Below are 25,366 nucleotides of genomic sequence, written 5' to 3' on the forward strand. Positions count from 1 at the left end.
GGTCTGCACCCCCAGTGGGGGCCGGGGGGATCTTAATCCTACTGAACCTGCCAAAGCTGCTCGTTCCATCCTGGGAAGTAATCCCAAATCTGGATCTTCGTTCCGTTTGCGCTGTTGCCAGCGTCGAGGTCCAGCGCTTTGCCAGGGGCGCACTGCGGGAACAGGCTGACGTAGCCGCCGCCCTGGCCGGTGATGGTCCAGCGCTGGCTGCTGGCGCCATTGGCCGTGGAGACCTGGGTTTTGACTCCATTGGCGTTCGCCGCTCCCGGTACGGTGAGGCGCAGCGCCGGCGCGGACTGTGGGGTGAGTTCCCAGAGGTCGGGGCCGACCCAATCGAACTTCCATTTCTGGTTGGCGTTGTTGTTCGACGCCCAGAGATCGACCGCTGTCCCGCTGGCTTGACTGGTCCCGTACTCCTCCAGACGAGAGCCGAGGGCGTTCTTCGGCGCAAGCTGATGCGTCGTACCGGTGGCGATGACGCCCGGCAGGGAGATTTCAAAGAAGCGGGGCTTGTAAAGACCGGGGTTGGCAAACTCGTCATTCCAGGTGTCGCCGGCATGAGAGATGGAGAGCAGCAGCTTGCCGGAAGCAAGAGCCTTTTCGGGGTGAAGCTCGGGATAGTACGTCTTGTAGTTTTGCCCGACCGGCTGCCCCGTGACGTTAGGATCGGAGAGCAGGAAGTATCGCGTCCAGGGTCCGGTCGGCGCGTCGCCAACCTCGGCGTAGACGTCCGGGCTATAGGGGCCGAATGGCTTGTGGATCAGCACCCACTTTCCGCCGATCCGATGGGCGCTCGTAATGCCGTCGTCGAGAATGGACGCACATTGCGACATGCCGCCCGTCACCCACGCCGAGCCGTTCCAGAAGGTCCAAGCACTTTTGCTGTCCACGGAGGCAATGGGAATACGCGCCACGTGCTGCCGCCGGGGAGAGTATTGATCCGTCGTATCCGACGATCCATAGACGTACACAAATCCGTCCGCAACCACGGTATCGTTGCTGAACTGGGAGTATGCGGGGCCAATACCGCTTCCCACTCCTGTCGCGGGCGTATCGATCATGGAAACAAACGTGAGCGCCCCACCCGGCTGCATTTGGAACTTTGCGAACTGCATGCCGTAACAAATGCCGGCGTTATCTCGCTTTTGCGCGACGGCGTACAGATAACCGTTCGCTTCAAACACGCCGTCGGCCCAGTAGCTCTTGCCGTCGGCGGCGTTGGGGATCGAGGGATAGGAAGTGGTTGCGGCGGCGAACATGCCATTCTTTTCCGTCAGAATGGTGTTGGCGACCATCGTCCAGCCGCCATTCAAGGCGCCGCTCGCATTGTTCGTTCCCAGCACCGTATCGCCAAACGACCAATAGGTCACGCCACTACTGGCGAGATAGCTGAAGTCCTGATCCGAGCCATCCCAGGTCATGCTGCTCTGGTTTTGAAAGAGCTGCGTCCACCCGGCGGCGGTGGTCGGAGCGGCCGCATTTGCTTCCGGGCAAAGGCTAGCGGATAAAACAGCAATTGACACAAAAGCACTAAACCGCAAACGCTTTTGATTTCTGATCTGCATCAAAATAGATCTCCTTCGATCTGGCCTCCTCTCCCACAGCTGGAAGCAGTGGGCTAATCAGAGGGAAGTCAGCTAAAGCAGACTGTAGGAATATGGCGAAGGCCCATCTTAATCCTCAACCTGCTTCAGCTGGTTTACCCTTGACTAGACCATTGCTTCCAGCTGTGGGACGAAGGACGAGAACGCGATAAAAACCGCGTTCTCGCTAAGGCTTACTGATACTTGGCGAGTGTTTGCGAGTAGTTGAGGTCCGTGAACCCCTTGCTGTCGGCGCTCGATGCGCCGTGGCTGGTGAAGCTGGAGCCGTCGTTCGTCCACATGTTGGTGTCGGCCGAGCCGCCGTCCTGTACATCCAGGGTTTGCAGCGGCTTCATGGCCTTCACGTGACCGTCCAGGAAGAGGAAGTTGCCGCGCCCGGTATGCCCGGCGAACAGGCACGAGGAAGGACTGTTGAAGAAGTTCAAAAACGTCGAAGTCACGTGATAGTCCGCAAACCCGCCACTGAACTCCACGACGCCGACCGTGGAAGCCGGCTGGGTTAGCGCGGCAATCTTGGTGGGGGAAACGCAATAGAAAGTCGGATCGCAGTCGACAAAGGGCTGGAACGGCTCGACAAAGAACGCCAAATCCCAGGTGTTCACGGCATAGCCTCGCGGAATAGGCGAGTTGTCGCTGTCCGTGGAAGTGGATGCGTTCGAGGGGCAAACGTACACGCCTTTCGACTTGACGTAGGGTTCGATGTAGGTTTTCCAGTTCGTATTCGCCATGGCGGGCACGCCATTGAACTTGCGATAGGGCAGGCACTCATCGTTATCCTGAACGTATTGCATTAATCCCAAACCCAACTGTTTTTCATTGGAGGCGCAGCTGATCTGGCGGGCCTTCTCACGGGCTTTGGCAAACACGGGGAACAGGATCGCGGCAAGAATCGCGATAATAGCGATCACAACAAGTAACTCGATAAGAGTAAATCCGAATTTTTTCTGCACGATTTTTCTCCTTAGGCAGTCGTTCGGTACGATGTTCGAACGGCTAAACATACTTTTCAGGGCGAGAACAGAACATTTACTCATTGCAAAATGACAATGTTATCGATAACAAACATATTCTAACTTGAATGTCGATTTTTGTCAACAGGGAATTTTGCGTCGCTTATTTCACGGCGATTGCGGATTCGCGGATGTAGAAATGGTGCGGGACTGTGACGCCCTGTGTGGGAGAGTCGGGCTGCTCCATTCGGTTTTGCAGCAGATCCCAGGCAAGTCGCACCAATTCGCGGGACGGCATGGCGACGGTGCTGAGCGGCGGATCGAAGTATTCCATAAACTCGTTGCCTTCGCAGCCGACGATCAGAACGTCTTGCGGGACGCGCAAATCCAGGTCTCGGATGGCGCGGAAGACTGGAATCGTCAGCTCGTCGTAATGACAGAACACGCCGTCGGGCTTGCCGTGGGTCTGGAAGTATTCACGGGCTGCTTCGCGGACATTTGGCAGACGTAAATCTTTGAGGGACAGATATTCCGGCGTGCAGCCGGCCTTGAGCATCGTGTCTGTGTAAGCGTCATAGTTGCCCATACCTGGCGTGTCTGCGCCTGCCGGGAGCACGTAGACGATCCGTCGACATCCCTGCCCCAGTAGGTGCTTGATCGCGACACGCGTCCCTGCTTGAAGATCGACCCGTACATAGTCGCCTTCCCAGATTACGGGAGTCCCGGAGCCCAGATTCACACGCGGGATCTGATCCAGCGGCGTATTGACCATCAGTTTCGCGAGGTGGTCCGGCGCCGGCGGATCGACGGCGAGGATGCCATCCACCATCCATTCAAACCGGCGGGTCTTCTCAGGGTTTCCAAAGTGCCAGTCCATCTCGCAGATTTCCACCTGGAGACCAGACTTTTGAATTTCTTCCCGGCAGGCGTGCGCGATCTGGGAATACACCGACGAGTTCAAATGATCGATCCACACCGCGATCGTATTGAGGCGTTTGGTGACCAGCGCCTTCGCATGACGGTTGGGCCGATACCCCATCTCGGCGGCGGCCCGGAGTACTCGCTCGCGCGTCGCCGGCGCAATGGAGCTCGTATCCGGGCGATTGAGCACCCGAGACACCGTCATCGCCGACAAACTGACCTCGCGCGCGATATCATGGATCGTAACAGCCATACTTTTTCTCATTGCCTCAATGCGTAATCCACTTAAGGATACCTAACGCGATCCCGAAATCGTGGAGGGAAGGCATGAAAAAAGCCGGCGACCATCCATAGTCGCCGGCCAGTATTTGCAGCTGTGTCTCAAAGGGAGACCATAGCTTCTTTGTCGCTTACTTCTTCTCAGGCATTCTCTGCGTGAAGCCGACATCGATAAACTGTCCGCCAGTCGTTTGCTTACAGTGCACGGCCAGGGTGTTTTCTCCGTCAAGAATTAGCGCGGCGCGGGCCTGATCGCTGATCGGCTTGTTCTCGTAGTTTCCGATATACCCGTCATGCGAATAGGCGGGAACGCCGTTGATGAACACTTCAATATCCTCGTCGTGACAGTCACGGATGAGAAGCTGCTTGAGATCATCAGCGCTAAGCTTCGGGAGCGTGAAGGTGCGGCGCAGCCAGATATCGCTCGTTTCCCAGGGCGTTCCCAGAGGATTGCCCGAAGCGACTGAATGGCCGAAGCCGCCGGGGCCTTGCTTCCAGTCGGCGTCATTGAACGCCTTCGCGCTCCACTCCGCCGCGGGCTTGTCGGTGGTGTACTTCCAGGTTTGCGCGGACTTCTCGGAAGTCGGCACGATTTCTTTGTAGACCGGAACGGGATACTCGAAGTGGTTGGCAAGGGCAATCTGCTTCGGATCGCATTTGAGAATGCGGTCGTAGGTCATCAGACCGTTCGACTCGATCTCAACATCCGTGATCTGAGTGTAGACCGCGGCGCTTAGACCGTTCTTATCCCGAAAGCCCTTCAGCATGTTCATATACTCGCCGTAGGTATCTTCCAGCTCCTTGGGATCGGGAACGGTCGTGTAGCCCCAGCCGTCGGTCGTCTTCCACCGGTGTCCTTTGACGAGGAAGCCAATGCCGCCGTACTCGCCGCACGCCAGCGCCTGGGTGGCGCTTGGCCCCGAAACTCCGGGTGGCGGGTAGGAGTGGACATCGTCCACATCACCGACATCGCTGTCGTTGGTTTCGTAGCCGGCGCCGCTGTCCCGGTTTACGAGACGCGAGGGGTCAAGCGTCTTCGCCATTCCGACCAGACGGGCCGTATCGTAGCGGGCCTGGCTTTCGTTGAAGATCACCCACATGATGATCGACGGGGAGTTCCAGTGCGTCGTGATGACGTGGTTGATCTGCTTCTCAAAAGCAGCGTGATCGGTCGGCGGCGCGTTGCCGATGTACGAGTTGGGCGAGGGCATATCTTGCCAGACCAGCAGTCCCATCTTGTCCGTCCAGTAGTACCAGCGCGCCGGCTCGATTTTGATGTGCTTGCGAACCATGTTGTAGCCGAGCTGCTTCATGGTCGAGATATCAGCCTTCATCGCCTCTTCCGTGGGCGGAGTGTAGAGGCTCTCCGGCCAGAAGCCCTGATCCAGCGGGCCGATCTCAAAGACGAACTTGTTGTTCAAGAGCATCTTCTGCACGCCCTTGTCCAGGCCGAGGGAGATTTTGCGCATCCCGAAATAGCTGCCGACCTGATCCGTCGTCGCGCCGCCCTGGACGAGCTTGACATCGAGGTCATACAGGAACGGGCTGTCCGGCGACCAGAGCTTGGGCTTACTGATCGCGATTTCCTGCTCTTTGTCGGCGTCAATAGTAACCGTCTTGACAACAGACTTGCCGGACTTGATCGTGACGACGGCCTTGACGCCCGGCGCCATATCCGTCGTATTGACCGTCAGATGGACAGACTTCGCGTCCACATCCGGAACGATCTTGAGGTTGGCGATGGACGTCTTCGACACAGGTTCCAGCCAAACGGTCTGCCAGATTCCCGTGGTCGGGGTGTACATGATGCCGCCGGGGTTGGTCGTCTGCTTGCCGCGCGGCTGTCCGCCGGCTTCCGTCGGGTCGAATACGCGAACGATTAATTCCTGCGGACCGTCGCCCTGCAAAAATGAGGTGACATCATAATCGAACGCCTCGTAGCCGCCCTTGTGCACGCCGACGCTCTTGCCGTTGACGAAAATCTCCGCCTCGTAATCGACGGCGTCGAAGTGGAGGATCAGCTCCTTGCCCTTCCAGGAAGCGGGCGTCGTGAAGGTGCGCCGATACCAGAGGCGATCGTGATGCTCCATCACGCCCGAAAGCGCCGATTCCACGGCGTACGGTACTAAAATCTTTTGGCTAAGCGTTTTACCCACGGGTAAAGCATCGCCCTCGGCGCCGGGCTGATACTCCCACACGCCATTGAGGTTTTGCCACTGATCGCGCACCAATTGCGGGCGAGGGTAGTCGGGGAGAGCGTTTGTCGGAGAGACATCTTTGGCCCACCGTGTCTCGATCGTGCTATGGGCGGGTTTCCAGCCATCCTGCGCATGCGCGCAGCCCGCCACGAGCATCAGCGCGAAGGCAGGCGCGAAATGCGAACGTTTCATAAAGCATCCTTGATTGATTAGAGTAGCGCTCCCCGATCACGGCGCGAGCGCTTTTGCGGCTTATCCTAGCTACCCATTATAGGACGTTTTTATGAATGTCGCAATGATCTTTTCAACGAAAAACTTGATGGATTCGACTGAGAATTCTCAAACGATCGTGATTTGCTCAGAGTAATGCACAAAATCAGACGTACCATTGCGCCTGCATCGCGTACATACGCGCGAATACGTCGCCCTGGGCGAGCAATTCCGAATATGTCCCCTGCTCCACGATACGGCCCTGCTCGAGCACGACGATCCGGTCCGCCAGCTTCGTACATCCCAGGCGATGGGACACCAGAAGCACGGATTTCCCGGCGGAGATTTCCTCGAACTGCCGGTAAATCACGACTTCCGCCTTGGCGTCCAGCGCGGATGTCGGCTCATCCAGAACAAGCACAGCGGCTTCCCGGAAGTACGCGCGGGCGACCGCCAGCTTCTGCCATTCGCCGCCGGAAAGGTCGCGCCCGTTTTCGTCGAACGATTTTCCCAGGATCGTGTTGTACGCTTCCGGCATTCCGTCGATCGTCGCAGCAACGCCGCTCCGCGCGGCGGCCGCCCGAATTCGGGCGCCGTCGTCCAGCGCGGTGACTTCTCCAAAGCCGATGTTCTCCCGGACCGTGACTTCGTACCGCATGAACTCCTGAAATATGGCGGCTCCACGACCACGCAGCGCCGAAACGCCCGTGGACGCCTCTCCATCCACGAGGATCCGTCCGGATGTCGGCTCATAGAGACCAAGAATCAGCTTACAAAGCGTCGTTTTGCCCGCGCCATTCTCGCCGACCAGAGCGATGCGCTCACCGGCACGGATCGTCAGATTGATCTCTGTCAGAACGTCCGTCTCCGACCCTGGATAGCGCATGGAGACATTCTCGAAACGAATCTCGGGGACGGGCTTCACAGCTTTCGAAGCGGCGGCTTCCCCATCCATGGTCTTTGGCGCGACGCTTATTTCGTCCAGATCGAGATAGGCGAAAAGATCGGCGATATAGCGCGTGTCGTTGTCAACGACGGCGATCCTCCAGAACAGGGTGACCAGAGACCGCTGGAACTCCAGGATCGCGGAGATATTGCCGGCGCATTGCCCGATCGTAATGCTTCCGTGCGCCAGCCGGCTGAGCACGCCGATCAATACAGCTCCAAAAGAGAGATATTGAAAGAAATCGGCGCGAAGCCCTTGTTTGACTCGGTCGCTCTCCAAAGTGATGCGCGTCTCGGCCAGACTATCATACAGCTGCAACCGCTTGCCCATCAAATGCGACTGGAGCGCGAAGAGCTTGATCTCAGCCGCCGCCGGACGCGACACGAGAAGATCCTCGATGTAGGATAGGGAGCGCTCGGCGGGAAGCTGTTCGCGCTCCACCAGAAACATTGTGCGCATCAAGCGGACGCGCAGAATTACTGCGGGTACCGTGCCGAGCATCAGCAGCAGGGGAAACCATGGACTGCCTGCGGCGGCGTAGACCAGAAGCCCGAGCACGGAAATCGTGCTCGGGGCGACTTCCATCAGCGATCCCAGCAGGGTGAGCAAATGCTCGTCGAGCGCCTTCTGGGCCTGCTGGAGCAGATTGTAGTACGCCGGCGTTTCAAAGCTTGCGAGCGGCAGCCGCGCGGCCTTTTCGAGCAGCCGTTCCTGAAGACGCGCCTTCAGCGCCTCCTGAGCATTGTCTTGAATCCATATGGACAGGCGAAGCACAAGATGGCCGAAGAGATGCGTGACGACCAAAAGCGCCAGCCAGGGGAGTGCGCTCACCACGGGCGCGGAGCCCTTCATCAGGGGAACGGCGCTGTCGATAAACCGGGCCAGCGCCGCGATTTGCGCGATGGGCGTCAGGCCAGAGAGCAGCGCGAGCGCCGCGACCACGGTCAGTTCCCGGCGTCCGACCTTCCAGAGCAGCGCCATCAAGCGAGGAACGTGCGCCCAGCGCATCTTGACCGTATTGTCCAATCTTTTAGGCATCGACGGTCACCATCTCCGTCTCACCGCCGCCATCATACCATTCGGCCTGGGCAAGATACAAGTGGGAATAGGGTCCCGCCGCCGCGATCAGTTCGTCGTGGGTTCCTTCCTCCAGAAGCGCGCCGCGTTCGAGATACAGGACACGGTCGGCGAGACGCGCGGAGCCGAGGCGATGCGAGATGAGCAGCACAGTCTTGCCGCGAGCCGCCGCCTGAAACTGGGAGTAGGTATCAAACTCCGTCTGGACATCAAGCGCCGAAGTCGGCTCATCCAGCACCAGTACCTCCGCGTCCCGAATGTACGCCCGCGCGATGGCCAGCTTCTGCCACTGGCCATACGATAATTCGCGTCCTCCGAACTCCTTGCCCAGCGGCTCGTCATAGCCACCCGAAAATTCGGCAATGAACTCATCGGCGCGGCTCGCGCCCGCCGCCCTGCCCAGCGCTTCGTCGTCGGCGCTCCGCTCCAGGCGCCCAAACCCGATATTGTCGCGAACCGTCAGCGAATAGCGCATGAAGTCCTGGAATACGGCCCCCACCCTGCGCCGCCAATCCGTGATGTCCACGGAGCTCAGATCCACGCCATCCACGATGATCCGTCCCGAAGTCGGCGCGTACAGCCCCAGGAGAAGTTTGGCGACCGTGCTCTTGCCCGCACCGTTCTCCCCCACAAGCGCAATCCGCTCGCCGGGGCGAATGCAAAAGCTGACGGATCGGACGGAATCCACTTCAGAACCTGAATAGCGAAAACTCACATTCTCAAAAGTGATCCCCTGCCGGATTCCCACCGGCGCACTGCCCGTTCCATGCGTCTCGTCAGAAGACAGCTTCAGAAACTCATGGAGTGCGCCGATCTTTGTCCACTTTGAGACGGCAAGCTGCATGCTGTAAGAGAGATCCGCAAGCATATCATCGTACTGTTTCAAGGAATAGATCAGCGCGACAAACAAGCCAATATCCAGGCGTCCCTGACGAGCGGCGAACATCAGGATCACAATGGCGATCGCAAAACCGAGCTGAGAAAAGCAAATTTCCAGAAAGTATTTGCCCTGATTTTTCAGCCGGCCCTGACGCAGTTCCTTCAAAAGCTCCTGGGTGAGCGTCAGCCAGTTGGCGCGAAAGTAGGGTTCCAACCCATACAGCCGCACTTCGGTCACGGACCGCCGATCGGTCAGAAGGCGGCGCCAGTAGTCTAGCTGTCGCTTGTGCGGCGTCTGAATGGAGTAGATCTCCTGAAACTCTTCCTCGCCGCGAATGCTCCACTGGAGTACGGGAATGCTAACGCCGAGCAGAAGCAGCGGCAGCACCCACGAAACGCGTCCCATGGCGATGAGAATGCCCACGAGGCCTAATCCCGTCGCAAGCAGCCCCAGCGTTGCGTCCGTCCAGAACTGCGGCAGCACGCGAACGCCGTGCCTCGCCTCCTGGATCTTGTCCTGAATGCTGGGAATTTCCCGCTGGGCGAGACTGAGCGAGAGAAGATGCCGGAAGTAAATGTCATGAAGCCGCCGATGCGCACGCTCACGCACGAGAGCGGTGAAATACGGATGGCAGGCCTGCACGAAACCGTTCAGCCAAACGGCTCCGACCAGAAGCACGAACCACAATAGCGTGCTCGGAGTTTGAAAGAACGAAGGAGATCGTAACGAAGAATGAATGTGATCGTACGCAAACTCGTTGATCAGGTTCGTTGTCACGTAGATTTGAATAAGGGGCAGAAGACCGCCCATGACCGAGACGGCCAGTACGCCAAGAAACAGGAACCGCGAGGAATGCAGCACATGTCCCAGGGAAAAACGCAGCCGCTCGCTCAGTGTTTTCAATTCTCGCCTTGACACAAGATGGCCCTAAAAAAATCGATGGTAAAGGATGGGGAGACAGACGGCAAAACGGGTGAGAGCATAACACTCTCACCCGTCGATGCATACTTTGGATCGCTGGATCGATTATACCATCATTCCGAAACGATCACGACTTTACCGCTCTGGCCGGCGTCGGCGATTTTGTAGGCTTCGGCGGCCTGATCCAGGGCGAATCGGTGTGTTACGGTCGTGTCGGGGTGCAGGTTCCAGCGGGACAGGCGCTCGACGAGGTCCTCCATGTGGCCGAGACTGGTCACCCAGGAGCCAAAGAGGGTGATCTGCGGATGGATCAGCATGGGCGAGACGTCGAACTCGACGCTGCTTCCTTCCCCCACAAAGGCGCAGCGTCCCCATTGGCGCGTCCCCGCCAGCGCCAGCCTGCGCGCGGGAGCGGCCCCCGAACAATCGATGCTTGCTTCGCAACCCTTGCCGCCGGTGGCGTCCTGGATTTTGCCGAGAGCGTCGGCGTCGCTAAGAAAGGCGTCATCGACCAGACCCAGCGTTTGCGCCAGCTCAAGGCGATGCGCGCTGGTGTCCACGCCGATGACGTGCTTCGCGCCGAGGGCCTTCCCCAGCATCGCCGCCGCCAAGCCAACAGGGCCGAGGCCGGTAATCAGCAGGCGATCTCGGCCGTTGACCCCGATGCGCGTCAGCGCCTCCCAAGCCGTGCCGAAGCCGCACGCGACCAGGGCGCCGTCTTCATAGGTTAAGTTGTCCGGCAGACGGATGCACGTATTCTCTTCCGCGAGCAGATACTCGGCGTGTCCGCCGTCGCGCTGCCAGCCGTAGGCCGCGCGGCTTTTCGAATGGCACGAGATCATATATCCCGTATTGCAGTCTTCGCAGACGCCGCAGCCGCTGATGTGATAGAGAACAACGCGGTCTCCCACGCCAAACGATTTGCAGCCGGGGCCGACCTCGACAATCTGACCCGACGGCTCATGCCCGGCAATCACATTGCGGTAGGCTTCATCGCCCACGCCCAGGTGCTCGCGGTAAATCGCCCGGATGTCGGACCCGCAGATGGAGCTCGCCTTCATGCGCACTAGGACCTGGCCGTGGCCGGGCGCCGGAACGGCCTGCTCGCGGAAGGCGACGGTGCTGTTTCCCGGCAGCACCACTCCGGTCATCGTCTTTGGTTGCGTCTGCGTCATTGTTTGATCTCCCCGTCCATATCCCAGAGGTCTTCCCACGGCTGATTCTCTTTCCACAAAAATACCTGTCCTTTGATCAGCCGATTGTTCTTATCGGTCCCAGCGATCTCGCACATCTCTTCCTCGGTCAGCGGCTCGCCGACGATCGCCTGGAGCGTCGTGAGATACTGTGGGCGCTTCACGGAGAATGGGATCGGGATTTGGCCGCGCTGCGCCGCCCATTTCACGCAGACAACCGCCGGATGGACGCCCAGGCGCCGGGCGATTTTGACAATGATGGGGTCCTCCACATCCACGGTATCCTCCGGCGTGCGGTCCCGCGCGGGCCGGCTGGGCGAACCGATCGGCGAGTAGCCGATCGGAACGATCTGATGATCCAGAAGATACTGAAATAGCGCGGGCTGCTGAAAATGGGGATGCAGCTCCATCTCATTGGCGACCGGCTTGATTGACGCGTCCCGAAGAAGCAGATCGAGCTTGGGGATCGTCATGTTGGATGTGCCGATATGGCGCACGAGGCCGCGTGCGACCAGCGTTTCCATCTGCGCCCAGGTCTTCCTATAATCGTCGTGGATGTAGGGACGGGCGTGGGCGTCGCGGGATGCGACATCGACGCCAGCGGCGTGCGTATTGGGAAACGGCCAGTGGACGAGATAAAGGTCCAGAAAATCGAGATTCAAATCGCGCAGCGACTGTTCGCAGGAGGCGATTACGTCGTCATGACGGTCGTTCCAGACTTTGGACGTCACCCAGAGATCCTCGCGGCGAACGCCGCTGTGCATGACCTGCCGCAGGGCGGGGCCGATCAGATGCTCGTTCCCATACACGGCGGCGCAGTCGAAATGCCGGTATCCCACGGAAGCAGCGTCGATCACGGCGTGGGCGATCTCATCGCCGCTGTAGTTATCCGACCCAAATGTTCCCAGACCAATGGCTGGGATTCGCGCTCCCGTGGAGAGCGTCTTCGCGGGAACGGAATCCGGATCGACTCCGATATTGTCAGTGCTGTTCATCATCATCCATTCTCATCCTGAGTATTTGCGGCGCCTTCTGAATCCCACAAAGGAAAACACCCAACAGAACGATAATATTATAAATCAGCCAGACCCAGCCGTCTATAGAAAAATCAGTCCGCGTTATGGACGATTCCACACTTTCCCATGAAATCCGCAAAATCAAGGGAGCGCGCCTCTGCCTCCGAACAATCGTCGCTGGAACCGCAGCCGTATGCGCTGTCGCCGGATAATTTGGAGATCGTTCTGCTTTGCGCTCAGCGCGATCATCTTCTCCCTGGCTGGTGGCGTCACCCTCAGCTCGCCAACGACCACTGGCGTCTTTACCAAAACGACGTTTCCGGCGGATGGCTCCAATCAGGCGAGCGGCGAATTCCATTGAAGGCGCGGGAAGTATATTTGCTCCCATCCGCCATCCCTCTCTCCAGCGACAACGATGAGTCGCTTCGCCAGTTCTTTATCCATTTCGATCTGCGCGGCTTTCCGCCGATCATTTTCCACGAGCTGTTTCAGGAGCCCGTCTCGATCCCGCACACGTCCTATCTCAGTGAGGCGACATTCGAGCTTGGCCTGCTTGTCGAAAAGTCGGGATGGATAGATTTCGGGGTTCAGTGTCTGCTGAAGGGATTAGTTTACGCGGCGTTCGGTCATTATTTCAATGCGATGCCGCCGGAAATGGTGGAGCGCTGCCGGGGTCGGGTCGCGGCGCTGGCGCCTGTGCTTCCCGCCCTGCAACATATTCACGAACGGATGGAACAGCCGATAATGATCGGCGATCTGGCGGCGGCTTGCAGTATGAGCGAAAATTACTTCATCCGGCGGTTTCGCGAGGCGGTCGGCGCGCCGCCCCTCCAGTACTTGCTCAAGCGGCGAGTCGCCCACGCCGCTCAGCGTCTTCTCTTCACCGAAGACACCATCGACAAAATCGCGGAAGAGTCCGGATTCAGCGACCGCTTCTATTTCTCGCGCGTCTTCACCCGAGAAATCGGTACGCCGCCGGCGGCGTACCGGCGCGGATCGCGCTCCTAAATCTCGCAGATTACACTTTGCTGTTTGTTGGTATAAATAGACATGCGAGTGGATGGAAGGAACATGCGGCATTGCGATCAAGCCGCCTGTTGAACCACTTGCAGTCATCGGCCCACTAGCCACCGTTCAGCGCGGATCATAAAATCCCGGACGCTTAACGCTCACGCCCTCACCACTTTCAATGATTTTCGAAGAACACGCCAGCAAGAGATACGGTCAGCCACGCTGACAGAGCGTCCTCACGCCTCATTCTCTCTGTTACTTCTTACTCACTTCTCTCTCATTACCCGAAGTCGCACCATCGGACCACTATTCCGATTTGCGATGTCATCGGTTTGCTCTCCGAGGAGGAGATCAAATGCAACATTCACGCCAAGCCGGTATCTCAACGCTGCTTCTCACAGTCGCCAGCGCACTTTTTGCCGCGAGTCCTTCGCGCGCCCTCACCTATAACGTCACCAGTCTCGCGGACAACGGCGGCGCGGGGCAGCTGCGGGCCGGCATCACCGCCGCGAACGCCAGCGCCGGCAGCACGATCACCTTCCAGAAGGGCCTCGCGGGCAAGATCATTCTCAGTCCCACACTTCAGGCGCTTCCCGTAATCACGGTGGGGACAACCATTCAGGGACCGGGCGCATCGCTGATCGCGGTGGACGGTAATGGGACGTATCGGCCGTTTCATATCAACTCCGCAAGCTCCACGGTGACGATCTCGGGCCTCACGATCCAGCATGGAATGGACTCGGGCGGCACGGGCGGCGCCGGTATCCTGGTCGAGTCCGGCAGCCTGATTCTGCTCAACTCCACGCTGGCGAACAACATCGCCAGCGGAAACGGCGGCGCAATCTTGAATTACGGGACAGTGACGCTCCGTAATTGCACCCTGTCCAAAAACAGCGCTTACAACGGCGCTGGCGTCTACAGCTACACTTACGCAGGCTCCGGCGGCAACGCGGCGCTCACAGAGTGCATCGTGTCGGGAAACAGCGCCACCATCAATGGGGGCGGTATTTACAACAATACCTACTCCGGCACAGGCGCGCGGACCTCGCTCACCAACTGCACGCTGTCGCGCAACATCGCGGGCAACAACGGCGGCGGCGTCTACAATTACACTTATTCCGGCAGCGGCGGGCTGGCCGCCTTTAAGAACTGCGTACTGTCGAATAACAGCGGCGTCTACGGCGCGGGGATCTACAACTACGCCTACTCTGGCTCCGGCGGCGTCTCCACACTCACTTACTGCTCACTCTCGGGCAACGCGGCGAGCGCCGCCGCCGGCGGGATTTACAACTACACCTATTCCGGCAGCGGCGGCCGGTCGGTATTGACGGACTGCATCCTTTACGGCGATCCGGGCGGCGAGATCTTTGGATCGATCGCCGCGACGTATTCTGACATCCAGGGCGGCCACGCCGGCGCTGGAAATGTCAACGTCAATCCGCAGTTCATCAATCCGGGAAGCGGCAACTTAACCCTGAAGTTTACCTCCCCATGCATCGGCGCCGGAACTCCGGTTCCCGGAATCACGACCGATCTTCCCGGGCAGACGCGAAAGACCCCGCCGGCGATGGGCGCCTATGAAGGCGGCAGCGGCATGAGCGGACATAATGTTCTCGCCGTGCAGAACGCCGGCACGCATCAAGTGGCGCTGTGGACCGTAAATGGCGCAACCGTCACCAATGTCGGCGTGGTCTCGACGACGCCGCTGGCCGGATGGAATGTCGTGGGCGTCGCCGATTTCAACGACGACGGTATGAACGATCTCCTGTTTCAGAACTCGGAGACGGGCGCGCTGACGGCCTGGTATCTGAACGTTCTGGTCATCACCGAAACGGCCGTCTTCCCAACTCCCGCAGCCGGATTGAAAGTTGTTGGAGTGGGCGACTTCAATGGCGACGGCAAGCCTGACCTGGCCTTCCAAAACCAGACAAGCAGCGCGATTACGGTCCGGTTTATGAACGGAGCACAGGATATCGGCGGGGGGCCGACATCGAACCAGACAACTCCGGGATGGAAGGTTGTAGGGATTGGAGATTATAATGGGGATGGCGCTTCAGACATCCAATTCCAAAACGGCCCAACTCTGGTCGTCTGGTACATGCATGGGCTGGCTTATGCCGGCGGCCTCAGCATTTCCGTAGCTGCGCCGGCGGGCTCGCATGTAGTCGCGGTGACCAGCTTGTACGGACAGGTAAACCCGGACCTTGTCTTTCAGCAAGCTGCGGGCGGCCCCGTCGAGGTCTGGGAGATGAGCAGCGTCAACGTGATCCATCGCAGCAGCCTCTCACTCAATCCGGGAGCGGGCGGGATCGTCTCCGGCGCGAGGTAATACGCAAAATCGCCTCCAGACAAACGGATTACTGTTTGTCTGAAGGCGATGTCCACACTGGCGCATGCTCTTGGTGAAATTTACCCAGCAGTCTCCCGAGTTCCCAAGGAGTCCGAGTTGTTGGCTATATCATCCATGAGCGTATTCAGGCAGAAATCGACGGCGATTTGCTGAGTCTCTTTATTTCGACGAGGATAATCATTTGAGCGATGCACCGTGTTGCCGCGGAAGGTCAGACCGTCCACACAATGGGCGGACAGCAGCGCCCCATGAAAATCCATGAAGATATTATTCTCGATCCGAATGTTCCGGTGATACATTGAGGCGCCGCGATATTGGGGTTCGATCGCCCCATTGATCTCGATCGTCGCACGCCCCCAGACTCCATAGTTGCAGCGATCGAAAGAGTTGCCACGGATCGTGACATCTTTCACGGCGCCGGATTCGAACCAGTAATTGGCGTCCCCCTCGATCAAAATCGCCGCCCCCGCAATATGGAAATAATTATTCTCGATTAGCGCCCTGCCCCCGGTTGTCACCAAGAAGCCCCGAGCCCGATTGCCGCGTGAACGGTTTCCGCGCGCCGTGAAATTTGGGATCCAGCGCAGGTTCGCCACGGCGTCCTTCACGGCGGCGTCTGGATGCAGCGGGGATTTGAGCGTGAGCCGCGTGAACTGTTTGTTGAGCCCCTCCACGCAAGAGACTGTATTCTCGTGATAGGTCTCCAGAGTCGTGTGGCGCACGAACTCGATTGGGTCTCCGGCGGCGAAGATATCCATTCCGCGCTGCTGGGGATGGACGAGCTCGAACTCAATTTCGGTCGGCGAAAGAACGGCGCTGATACGACCGTAAATTCCGTGGACGTTCGTGGCGTCGTCCATTTGATTTTCAAAAACGCAGTCCTCCAGCGTGATCTCGCCGGCGCAGTTGACGAAGTGCGTGGCGTCAGCGGTCAGCGAGATCATCCGGCCGCTTCCAGGCCGCGCAGTAACCCTCACATTCGAAACATTCAGATCCGCGCTGTGCTGGGCGATCAGCCCCATGCCGCCTGAGTGATACAGCGTGACATTCTGAACCGTGACGTGCTGGCTGCGATCGATGGTGATCGCCGGGCAGAGACGCTTTCCATCCGTAATCACCATCGTGTTTCCCAGCGTGGGCAGCGTACTGAACTTCGCGTGCAGACGCACCTGGCGCGGGCCGATCTCCTCGGCCTTATGCCACTCACAGACGCCAAAGTTATCGAAGACGCCGAACGCCGTTTCGCGTTTTTCGGTGTCAAACTCCAGCATATTCTCGATACCGTATGTCACATCGCCTTCGCCCGTAAAGACCAGACGATCGTGCTCGATCTTGTACGGAAACTGATCGGGGATTTCCAGATCGATGCTGCCTTCACGAGCGGCAAGCACGATAGCCTCGCTATGAAACGTGCGCGCCCAGTCGACCGAGAAGTTCTTCAGCGTGATATTGCGACAGCCTTGAAGCGTGAACGGCAGAACATAGCCGTGGAAGACAAACTCGGAACCCTGACCGTCGATCTCGAAATTCTCGTACTCCTCCAGCGAGAAAGCAACTCTCTTCAATCCCTCGTCGTTGTTGGAAATAAACCAGTACCGTTCCGACGCCCGATCCGGCCAGAAATCATAACGCGCCCTGGGAAAAACGAGACGGCGCTCGCCAGAGACTTTGGCGGCGGCGAGGGCCGCGTTTACCGCCGGGGCGGCGTCGTGATTTCCCGCACCGAAATAGGAGCGAAACTCTTCAATATTTGCCATGGGAACCATGTTTTTTATCAGGACGCTTCTTGTCTGTAAGGAAATGCTTGGCCGGTGCGACTGGCTTCAATAATGGCGGCAGGGTAATGGTTTGCGGACCGGTCGTCGGCGCAATCGGCTGGACCGTCCCGTCCTCGGCGATCGTGAATGGGTCGGCGCATAGGCGCCCCGCTGCGGGGCCGCCGCTTTCGCCGCGATAGGAGAACCAGGGTCGATCATTGGGACCTTGGAACACCGCGAGGTGTCCACCCTCGAAGAGCTTCACGCGCGGGTCCTTGCGCCAGGGACCCAAGGGATTGTCCGCGTAGGCGACGCCGGTCCAGTAGCCTTCCTTTTCGATATTCTCGGCGTAAAAGACATAGTATCGCTTGCCGATCTTCATGCCCCACGGGCCTTCCAGGTAACTGGGCGTCGACTGCGCGGGATCGTCGCTGGTCTTCGACAGGATCTTTTTGCGCTCGCCGAGCGTGATCTTGTCTTCTTCCAATCGGCTCAGATCGATCTCCTGCTCGAAGAGATCGCCGAACGGCATGATCGCATAAATTTTGCCGTCGCCGCCGTCCATGATCGTCGTATCGCAGGCGCTGTCTTTAATATATGTGATGTGCCTGTACGGTCCCGTCACCTTGTCCGCAACGCCGACAAAGGCGTGGTAGCCCCACTCTCCCGAGGGATTGTACTCCTTCTTCAGCCAGTTATCCGCCGTGAAGATCAGATAAAACTTTCCATTGATTTTATGGATTTCCGGAGCCCAAAAGCGATGCTTGTACGGACAGTCTTCAGGTAATTCCGATGACTTCACCAGCCACTCTCCCGGCGCCCAGTTCTTCAAATCCTTGGACGAGTAAATCCGAATCCCCGGCGACGAGCCATTGTCCGGCAGCGACATCCGACCGTCTTCTTTATTCGCGAACGGCCACATCGTGAAGACGCAATAATAAGTATCGCCATCGCGAATGATGCACGGATCGCGCAGTTCTTTTTGGTCTATCGTATGCTCAGTCGTGTATTGAAACCCAATCGGATTGGAGTAGGTAAACGTGGCCGGAGCAGCCTGCACGCCGCTCGTCGCCAGCAGCGCCAGGATAAGCACGGCAGGAATGGTTTTACACAGAATCATCACAACGCCTCATCTCGGAAAATCTTACCCATCTTGTCCTGGTTCGCCTTAATAGCAATCAGCGAGACGTAAATGTACGGACAATATATCAAATCAATGAAATATTGTCAATCAAAATGGAGGAGACAGCAAAACGTCACTTATTCCCAATACTTTTTCGCAGCGTGACTGTCGCGTTATCCAAGTCTGGATCATGGAACGCCTGAAGATCGGTTAACAAGTCCTCCTGATCTCTGTGGTCGGCGGCGTTCGTAAAGATGGGATGGGTAACATCTCTGTTGGGATAGAGGGCGTGAAGTATCTGCGCAGCACGCTCTGACAAGGCGGCCCCGTTGTCGTAAGCATGATGAACTGTTCGCGGTCTGAGGTATTGCCAGACATAGTCTGCATATGCCTGGCCGTTCTTTTTGACAAAACTTTCGAGCCGTGAACTCCAAACTGCCGGTTCGCGGCTTGGGGAGGACCTTCTTGTTAGCTCTTGCGGGAACAAGTCCTCCAACAGTTTTCTATTCGCGCACATCAACTCGAAGCCCCTAGGCTTAGCGGCGAGCATGCAGCGTGTTTCGGGGCGCAGCGATACGTGTGCAAACGGCTTCGAGGTGTAGATCGGCAGCACCATCGCATGGTTAAGGAGACTCGATATCGTATTTACGACATCGACGGGGCGCAGGCGCCGTTCTCTCAGGTAACTTGCCCCTTCCATCTTCCGTGCAAGATATTTTTCGGCCCGACTGGACGGATGTGATAATGCATTTCGAAGCGTCTTAATCGATATGATGTCCTTTTCCTCGAAGGTGGGCATTTCAAGAAGGCTGTTATCCACGAAGTTGGCGGTCACATCGTAGTCGCATATCGGTCGCGACAGCATTGCTAGGGCGGCAGCTTTGCCTTCGGCCGGGTAATAGTAGCAAAGGCGCTTAAGCGCTTCAGTCGGCGTCTCGCCGGAATATGTATCGGCGAGTAAGCTCCGTATGTGGTCTTGCCGAGTTAACCCCGCCCACTCCGACTTCGCCGCCGCCGCAATGGCAGGCGTGCTGGTCGGAGAATTGACCATCGAATAAGAGCCGTCCATATGTTCCACAACGATGTAGTTGCGACCTACAATCTGACCAAGCGTCGCATAACAGACATCGCCGACTGTCACCGTATGAGTGGTGATACCCCCTATTGGCTGACCATCTTTCCTCGTTCCGGCCGGCTTCGGATTCCGATCGTAAGGCCGAACGTCAAACTCATTCCCTGACCAGTAATGTGAGAATCCGGTTTTGAGTTTCAGTTGAGTCGGCCGCGCATCCGTGAGGTGATCCAAGAGGGCTGGAACCGCGCGAACACCAATGGCAATCAAGTTGCGCATGGACTCAGGCGGATGCGCCTCCGAAGCCTCATCTTCCAGGGGATAGAATACGAACGAGGGAGATGTCGTAAAACAGGCAAAACTGTCGTCCGTGATCGTTGTGAACTGGTCGATTAGCTTCTCTATGGACGCCTTATTGACGCGGTCGTCCGGCGCATGAGGCCAATTGGAATTCGACAGTGGCAGCCGATCGCACCAGGCGGCGCACGCCGACGAAGTCAGTAATAAGAACGACAAGATCACTGCTAAAGTGGATCGCTGCAAAGACATCCGCATGTTCGCTGGCCCCGATGGTTGGAATTAGCTTGCCGATAATTTTGAGATAGATACCCAGAATATCCTTCAGCAAACGGAAGCAGTGCTATGGCCCTGGCGGGTGAGAGTATACCTTCTCAACCACCTTGTGATTGTGGAGTATTAACGCGATCAAAGTTTAATTCATCAGTCAAGCCACATCCACCGACGCAATACGAGCTCGCCGAACGAGAAGAAGCAGGGGCAACAAAAAAAACACGAACGGCGAAAGCATTATGCTTTCGCCGTTCGTGTTTTACACTGGGGCGGCTAATGGGGCTCGAACCCACGACCTCCAGAACCACAATCTGGCGCTATCCCCGGATTCAAACAAAGACATAAGTCTTTTTTGGGTTGAAGAACTTAAGAGTTGGAGCGATTATACCTTGAAGAAGCGAAACGCGAGCACCGACCTGTCGATCTCGCCAGTGAGAGCGCCTGCTCTTAGCAGCAACGCGCTCAGCAAATGTGCTGAACAATGGCCGAGACTTCGCTTTAGCGGGCTTCAAGAACCGCGATGGCGCGAAGGGATGATGCCCTCTCGTTCAAGGGTCGGCGCCAAAAATCAGTGATTGAACGGCGTACCACGAAATCTTACAAGCTACCAGGAAATGATACACCCTTGGTTTTCTGTCTTGGGCTGCGTGATCGGCTTGCCCGCCAGCGCCTGAGCGAGCGCGTCGGATAAGTAAGTCTGTGTTACCCCAGGCTTGCCGGCGCCCGCCAGGTATCGCCGCGAGTCGTCGGGCATACCGGAGAATACAATTTCATTCTTTGGGTTGAGGAGGAACGTCTGAGGCGTGACCTGGGCGTGCAGCGCAAGCGCGGTGGCGTGGGTCTTGTCCAGAAATATGGGATAGGGCAGCTTTCGATCGCCAATGCTTTTCTGAAGGGACAACGCGCCATGCGAAAGATCGTAGCTGCCCGAGACAACTCCATAAAAGGCGACTTTGCCCTGGTATTGCTTCGCCAGTGGGATAAAGCTATACCGCTCGCAGGCGGAGACACAGGGACAGGCCGCACTCCAAAAGTAGATGACCTTCCATCCGGGACGGACGGCTAGGTCTACCTTATTCCCATCCGTTTTCATGACTGGCAGCGAAGAGATCGGCAAATGGACAAGTTCGCCCTGCTCCGGCAATGGCAGCGTTATTTCCACGATAACCGCCGCCCGATCGGCCTTATGGTGAACAGCGCTCGCCCAATAGCTCGCCCGCTGAAGGTCAATTAAGAACATATCATTTCGCTCTCTGTCCCATAAGTTCAGGATTTCCCCGCGACTGCTTCCTGTACTTGTGCGTAGGCGGGCAGCACGAGCTGTTCCCCCTTCGGCGTCACCACCGTCACTTCGCCCTGAAACCCGCCGAGCGGCGCAGCGCCGCTCATCGTCACGGACAGCTGCGCATAGTCGTCAGGCAGCCCTACTGGCGCGGCCTGGATCTCCGCCTTCAGCGCCGGGCTGGAGCAGACGATTTTCACCGCAGCCAGATCCGCCGCCTTAATCCCCTGCACCGTCACCACCCGCGTCTGCGGCTCGCCCTTATTCACAACGCCAAACGCCAGCACCTCTGGGTTCGCCTGCACCGACCCAATCACCTGCCCAAACACCGACATCGGCTCGCCCAGCTTCCGCGCCGCGCCCTTGGCGTCCACAGCCTCCAGCTGCATCTGCTCATTCATCAGCCCCAGCCGCGCCTTCGGCGACAGCCGCACCATAAACCGGCGCGCCGTCAAATACGCCGCCCCCTGCCCCATCGGCGTCGCCGGCACATCCGACGCCACGTCCACCTCCGGCGCCAACGGTCTCAGCCGCAAACTCTCCCCCGCCCGCACCTCCGCCTTATCCACCGTCACCGTCACCACCCGCGTCACCCGCGCCCGCGCCGAAGCCGCCCCAAAGTCCAAAGTCCTCGGCGCAAACGACACGCCCGCGCGGATCACACCGGTCATCTCCAGAACAGCAAACGGCTTTGACATCCCCTTCGCCATCACATAGACAGATCGTGTGACCAGCGCCGGCGATAAGTGTGAAGGATCGAGCGTGACACGTACTTTAATGCGTTCGCCAGGCCGTATCGTCTGTGATGCTGAGGAGTGATTGGTATCGATAAAAGCAGACGTGCAGTCGCAAGTAGAAGTAAGTCGGTCAATCGCTATTACTCCCGAGCTGTTGTTTTTAACCAAGAATACGTGCTCAACAGTGTGTTTATATCTTTGCACTCCGAACTCAAAAACAATTGCCTGAGCGTTCGTCTTTTTGCATGTTGCGAGAGCGATATTTTCGCCTAATAACAATAGAGATCCAATAATTATACCTAACACAGCAATGCGACTTGGAGATCTATCGATGTACATAAACACGCTTTACATGAACATAATATAAATAAACAGATAGCGACGGAGCTGAATTCAGAGCGACACACTATTGACTTACTGCCGATCCGATAACGTACAGACGTTCAGTTGATTAGTTCAATTAACTGGTCATAAGAAGCACCGCAGCGCAGAACGTTGAGCTTGCCCGTTGTTGAATCGACAGTAAGTCAATATTAAACACAATAAATCGTGTCAAGAGAAAACTACCCCATAGCACTCATTTGCCCCATCAGATGGATATAAACATCAAGATCACTGATTTCTAGATTGTCTATATCATCTATTCCACCTAAGGAAAGGGGGTGTTTATAACCAATGCATTGATTAAATTGTGGGATAGCCCCACCAGATTCTAGCCACTCTTTATAGTAGCTACTTCCAATAATAAAATCTGATTGATCCACCAAGTCTGTATTCATGAATTTTTGAAAAATCACAGGAGCCTTCAATAATTCCCCCGTTCCGGATATAACTACAGTAATTAGAGGTTCTCCCGTAACGCCATCGATACGATCAAAATCTAATGCAAATTGATTTCCCATCCAATCATAGCCAAAAACATAAAATCTTTGAGCCAATTTCGGCCAAGTACTATGCCATCCACTATGGCTATTCCACCCTTCGATTGAAGGAGTTGTTGTAGAGTTCAGTATTCGTAGCATTCCATTATTAAACGAATGCCCGCGCAACTGGGCCAAGAAAGATTGATAACTTAAGGGCAAAGTACGTGATGACTTGAGTGTTGGACTAGTTTGATTCTCAGATAGATGTATTTCACCATCGTATTTATATGCAGAAAAGAATCTCTTAAAATCGTGACCCGAAATATTTACCATGATATAGTTACTCCTCTAATGACATCTCCATAATTCAACCCACTGATCCGATGCATTATCTGCGAACCTATTGACCCATTTACACTACCATCAAGAATAGCAAGATTCCCAATAACGTTTGCACCACCTAGCTGTATCTCATGTATGTGATCGACCTGATAACCAGGAGGGACAGTATTACCAGCATTTCGCCATATGCGATCTTGTCTAGTTCCAACACGAGTCGCTATAGATTTTACTAACACTCCTGCTTTTGCCAATATGTCTAGCGCAGCGACTTTTGCATTTGCTTCAGCAATTTGAAGTGGTGTCCACCCTGGTTTATAGTTCAAACATAATATGGTATTGTGAACCCAATACCCACCGCTCTTATGTCCTATGAAGTATGTATGGTAGCCATCAACAGTGAAATTATACACCTTTGCTTCCGCAAGATGCTCAATTCCGATGATTTTAACGCGTGGCCCAGCGCGGGTAACGATCGCGTTGCCAACTGCGAGATCGCCCGCATTTACAAATCCTTTCCCCTTGACATAGAACGGGTGTGGGGCGGTAGTGACGATGGTCTCGCCGTTCTGAAAGTGCAGGGCAATGGTGGGCACTTTTTCGTGGACGATGGTGTCGGTGACGCGTTTGGCTTTGGTCTTGCCAGTCTTTTCGTCGCGACTGATGACGAGGTCGCCGACTTTGACCTTTTCGATGGCTTTGGTGCTGCCGTCCGCCATTTGGACGGGGGTGCCGGCGACGAAGCAGCCGAGGCCCTTGAACATGGCGGAGACTTTACCGCCAATGCCACCAAGAGCGCCGGCGGTGAGGGTTTCCCAAGGATTGAACTGGCATTGCCAGCCCGCCATGAGAGAAATACCCTGTTGGGTGAGGTTACTGGCGACGCCGTCCGCAGCGCCGGCGAGGATGTAGCCGACGCAGCTTTCGCCCACAGCTCCTAAGACGGCGGCGCCGGCGAGCATGCCGACTCCGCCAGCGACAAAGCCGACAGCTCCGTACTTAGCGGCGCCAACCCACATGTCGGTGCCGTCCTGGTGAGCTTTCCAGGCGCCGTACGCCGCTCCCGCCAGTCCTGCGACAACGGGAATGAGGAGGGGACAAGTGCCGTCCGGGTCTACTCGGTTGGAGGGATTGCCGTCGGCGTATGAGTACAGATTCGGTCCGCCGGCGTAGCCGATGGGGTCGCGGTTGATGAAGCGGCCAGTAGTAGGATTATAGTAACGGCTGCTCATCAGAGACAGTCCGGTTTCTACATCTTTATAGTTGCCGAACTGTGCGCCGATCCCAACATAAGGATCACCGGTTGTATCAGTGGTAAGCTGCTTTCCGTAGGCGTCGAACGCATGGTTTGTTAGGACGTTACCGTTGCCGTCGACACGCTGGGCGGTATTGCCTTGTGCATCAAAGTTATAGTAGATGTCGCCCGCGTCCGTAGCCCGCGAGACCAGCCCAACGAGACCGTAGGTGCTTGTTGAGTGAGGAGCGCCCGAAGAGTCCATTTCGCAAACGGGAGCGGAGCCATCATAGAGGTAGAAAGTCTTGTTCGCAGACCCGACGACTTGCTTCCACGCCCGCTGTCCATCTGCGCCGTATCCCGCAGTGATGCTGGAGCCGTACGAGGTCAGATTATTGTCTTTGTCATACCCCAGGGTGTTGCCGACATCGTTCGTCTGATTTCCAGCGCCGTCATAGTTCAGGCCAACAATCTGATTGTTGAGATTGAAGGTGTTGCTCGATCCACGAATATTTGCATTATTCGCCTGATCGTGGCTGTAATTGTTGTTCGCCCCCGAACCTTGGGAAGTCGACTCATTTGTCAGACGATCCAGTGCATCATATTGATATACTGTTGACTTAGTTACTCCAGATGTCGTGGCGATGAGAGATTTGATATTGTTGGCGCCGTCGTAGGTGATCGGGCCAAACTCCGCGACTGTCGCGCCGCCGGTTGTTCGCGTGGTCTTAATGTCAGATACGAAGTCATTTGCCAGATAGGAATAAGTCGTCGTCAAACCATCGGGCATGATCTGTTGATACAGCGAGTCGTTATTGTTATATGACCATGTC

At 56.8% G+C, this 25,366-nt stretch carries 17 protein-coding genes; 2 read left to right on the forward strand and 15 right to left on the reverse strand.

Annotated features, from left to right (window positions below):
- Positions 1-38 precede the first annotated feature (38 nt).
- From ABIZ35_RS23020 to ABIZ35_RS23055, 8 genes are all read right to left on the reverse strand, one after another.
- Entirely contained in the window at positions 39-1,565 is a 1,527-nt protein-coding gene (locus tag ABIZ35_RS23020; RefSeq protein WP_348222274.1) for an RICIN domain-containing protein, read from the reverse strand.
- A gap of 212 nt (positions 1,566-1,777) precedes the next feature.
- A complete protein-coding gene (locus ABIZ35_RS23025) occupies positions 1,778-2,554 on the reverse strand; it encodes a DUF1559 domain-containing protein (protein ID WP_348222275.1) in 777 nt (258 codons plus the stop codon).
- Between the two features lie 163 nt (positions 2,555-2,717).
- Complete coding sequence (locus ABIZ35_RS23030; protein WP_348222276.1) at positions 2,718-3,728, reverse strand: LacI family DNA-binding transcriptional regulator; 1,011 nt, start codon at positions 3,726-3,728, stop codon at positions 2,718-2,720.
- A 157-nt stretch (positions 3,729-3,885) separates the two neighbouring features.
- Complete coding sequence (locus ABIZ35_RS23035) at positions 3,886-6,144, reverse strand: sugar-binding domain-containing protein (protein WP_348222277.1); 2,259 nt, start codon at positions 6,142-6,144, stop codon at positions 3,886-3,888.
- A gap of 184 nt (positions 6,145-6,328) precedes the next feature.
- On the reverse strand, positions 6,329-8,146 hold the full coding sequence (locus ABIZ35_RS23040; protein ID WP_348222278.1) for an ABC transporter ATP-binding protein: 1,818 nt from the start codon (positions 8,144-8,146) through the stop codon (positions 6,329-6,331).
- Positions 8,139-9,968, reverse strand: coding sequence for an ABC transporter ATP-binding protein (locus ABIZ35_RS23045; protein ID WP_348222279.1), 1,830 nt, complete (start codon positions 9,966-9,968; stop codon positions 8,139-8,141). The genes ABIZ35_RS23040 and ABIZ35_RS23045 overlap by 8 nt, the downstream gene beginning before the upstream one ends.
- Positions 9,969-10,099: 131 nt before the next feature.
- A complete protein-coding gene (locus ABIZ35_RS23050; RefSeq protein ID WP_348222280.1) occupies positions 10,100-11,161 on the reverse strand; it encodes a zinc-binding dehydrogenase in 1,062 nt (353 codons plus the stop codon).
- Complete coding sequence (locus ABIZ35_RS23055) at positions 11,158-12,177, reverse strand: aldo/keto reductase (protein ID WP_348222290.1); 1,020 nt, start codon at positions 12,175-12,177, stop codon at positions 11,158-11,160. Before ABIZ35_RS23055 ends, ABIZ35_RS23050 begins: the two co-directional genes overlap by 4 nt.
- A 144-nt stretch (positions 12,178-12,321) precedes the next feature.
- On the opposite strand from ABIZ35_RS23055, the gene ABIZ35_RS23060 reads away from it, so the two are divergent.
- Together ABIZ35_RS23060 and ABIZ35_RS23065 are read left to right on the forward strand one after the other, a co-directional pair.
- The gene (locus tag ABIZ35_RS23060) at positions 12,322-13,203 is read left to right on the forward strand and encodes an AraC family transcriptional regulator (protein WP_348222281.1); all 882 of its coding nucleotides are present in this window, start codon (positions 12,322-12,324) and stop codon (positions 13,201-13,203) included.
- A 358-nt stretch (positions 13,204-13,561) separates the two neighbouring features.
- Positions 13,562-15,535, forward strand: coding sequence for an FG-GAP-like repeat-containing protein (locus tag ABIZ35_RS23065; protein ID WP_348222282.1), 1,974 nt, complete (start codon positions 13,562-13,564; stop codon positions 15,533-15,535).
- An 80-nt stretch (positions 15,536-15,615) separates the two neighbouring features.
- Here the strand turns inward: ABIZ35_RS23065 and ABIZ35_RS23070 are convergent, their stop codons facing one another.
- The 7 genes from ABIZ35_RS23070 to ABIZ35_RS23100 form a co-directional block, all read right to left on the reverse strand.
- Positions 15,616-17,313: a right-handed parallel beta-helix repeat-containing protein gene (locus tag ABIZ35_RS23070; protein WP_348222283.1), complete on the reverse strand. Its 1,698-nt coding sequence runs from the start codon at positions 17,311-17,313 to the stop codon at positions 15,616-15,618.
- Positions 17,300-18,433, reverse strand: coding sequence for a family 43 glycosylhydrolase (locus ABIZ35_RS23075; protein ID WP_348222284.1), 1,134 nt, complete (start codon positions 18,431-18,433; stop codon positions 17,300-17,302). The genes ABIZ35_RS23070 and ABIZ35_RS23075 overlap by 14 nt, the downstream gene beginning before the upstream one ends.
- Before the next feature lie 136 nt (positions 18,434-18,569).
- The gene (locus tag ABIZ35_RS23080) at positions 18,570-20,051 is read right to left on the reverse strand and encodes a hypothetical protein (protein WP_348222285.1); all 1,482 of its coding nucleotides are present in this window, start codon (positions 20,049-20,051) and stop codon (positions 18,570-18,572) included.
- Positions 20,052-20,682: 631 nt separating this feature from the next.
- The gene (locus tag ABIZ35_RS23085) at positions 20,683-21,318 is read right to left on the reverse strand and encodes a redoxin domain-containing protein (protein WP_348222286.1); all 636 of its coding nucleotides are present in this window, start codon (positions 21,316-21,318) and stop codon (positions 20,683-20,685) included.
- A 26-nt stretch (positions 21,319-21,344) separates the two neighbouring features.
- Complete coding sequence (locus tag ABIZ35_RS23090; protein WP_348222287.1) at positions 21,345-22,436, reverse strand: DUF1573 domain-containing protein; 1,092 nt, start codon at positions 22,434-22,436, stop codon at positions 21,345-21,347.
- A 224-nt stretch (positions 22,437-22,660) separates the two neighbouring features.
- Entirely contained in the window at positions 22,661-23,293 is a 633-nt protein-coding gene (locus ABIZ35_RS23095) for a T6SS immunity protein Tdi1 domain-containing protein (RefSeq protein WP_348222288.1), read from the reverse strand.
- The coding region (locus ABIZ35_RS23100; RefSeq protein ID WP_348222289.1) for a polymorphic toxin-type HINT domain-containing protein at positions 23,287-25,366 on the reverse strand (2,080 nt) is incomplete at its 5' end. The genes ABIZ35_RS23095 and ABIZ35_RS23100, both read right to left, overlap by 7 nt.

The organism is Capsulimonas sp., assembly GCF_039929585.1.
Lineage (GTDB): Bacteria > Armatimonadota > Armatimonadia > Armatimonadales > Capsulimonadaceae > Capsulimonas.

Excerpts from the sequence above, each read along its gene's own strand:
- ABIZ35_RS23085 (WP_348222286.1), bottom strand. The coding sequence starts at position 21,318 with ATGTTCTTAATTGACCTTCAGCGGGCGAGCTATTGGGCGAGCGCTGTT.
- ABIZ35_RS23060 (WP_348222281.1), top strand. The coding sequence starts at position 12,322 with ATGAAATCCGCAAAATCAAGGGAGCGCGCCTCTGCCTCCGAACAATCG.
- ABIZ35_RS23055 (WP_348222290.1), bottom strand. The coding sequence starts at position 12,177 with ATGATGAACAGCACTGACAATATCGGAGTCGATCCGGATTCCGTTCCC.
- ABIZ35_RS23065 (WP_348222282.1), top strand. The coding sequence starts at position 13,562 with ATGCAACATTCACGCCAAGCCGGTATCTCAACGCTGCTTCTCACAGTC.
- ABIZ35_RS23040 (WP_348222278.1), bottom strand. The coding sequence starts at position 8,146 with ATGCCTAAAAGATTGGACAATACGGTCAAGATGCGCTGGGCGCACGTT.
- ABIZ35_RS23095 (WP_348222288.1), bottom strand. The coding sequence starts at position 23,293 with ATGGTAAATATTTCGGGTCACGATTTTAAGAGATTCTTTTCTGCATAT.
- ABIZ35_RS23020 (WP_348222274.1), bottom strand. The coding sequence starts at position 1,565 with ATGCAGATCAGAAATCAAAAGCGTTTGCGGTTTAGTGCTTTTGTGTCA.
- ABIZ35_RS23035 (WP_348222277.1), bottom strand. The coding sequence starts at position 6,144 with ATGAAACGTTCGCATTTCGCGCCTGCCTTCGCGCTGATGCTCGTGGCG.
- ABIZ35_RS23090 (WP_348222287.1), bottom strand. The coding sequence starts at position 22,436 with ATGTACATCGATAGATCTCCAAGTCGCATTGCTGTGTTAGGTATAATT.
- ABIZ35_RS23075 (WP_348222284.1), bottom strand. The coding sequence starts at position 18,433 with ATGATTCTGTGTAAAACCATTCCTGCCGTGCTTATCCTGGCGCTGCTG.
- ABIZ35_RS23030 (WP_348222276.1), bottom strand. The coding sequence starts at position 3,728 with ATGGCTGTTACGATCCATGATATCGCGCGCGAGGTCAGTTTGTCGGCG.
- ABIZ35_RS23070 (WP_348222283.1), bottom strand. The coding sequence starts at position 17,313 with ATGGCAAATATTGAAGAGTTTCGCTCCTATTTCGGTGCGGGAAATCAC.
- ABIZ35_RS23050 (WP_348222280.1), bottom strand. The coding sequence starts at position 11,161 with ATGACGCAGACGCAACCAAAGACGATGACCGGAGTGGTGCTGCCGGGA.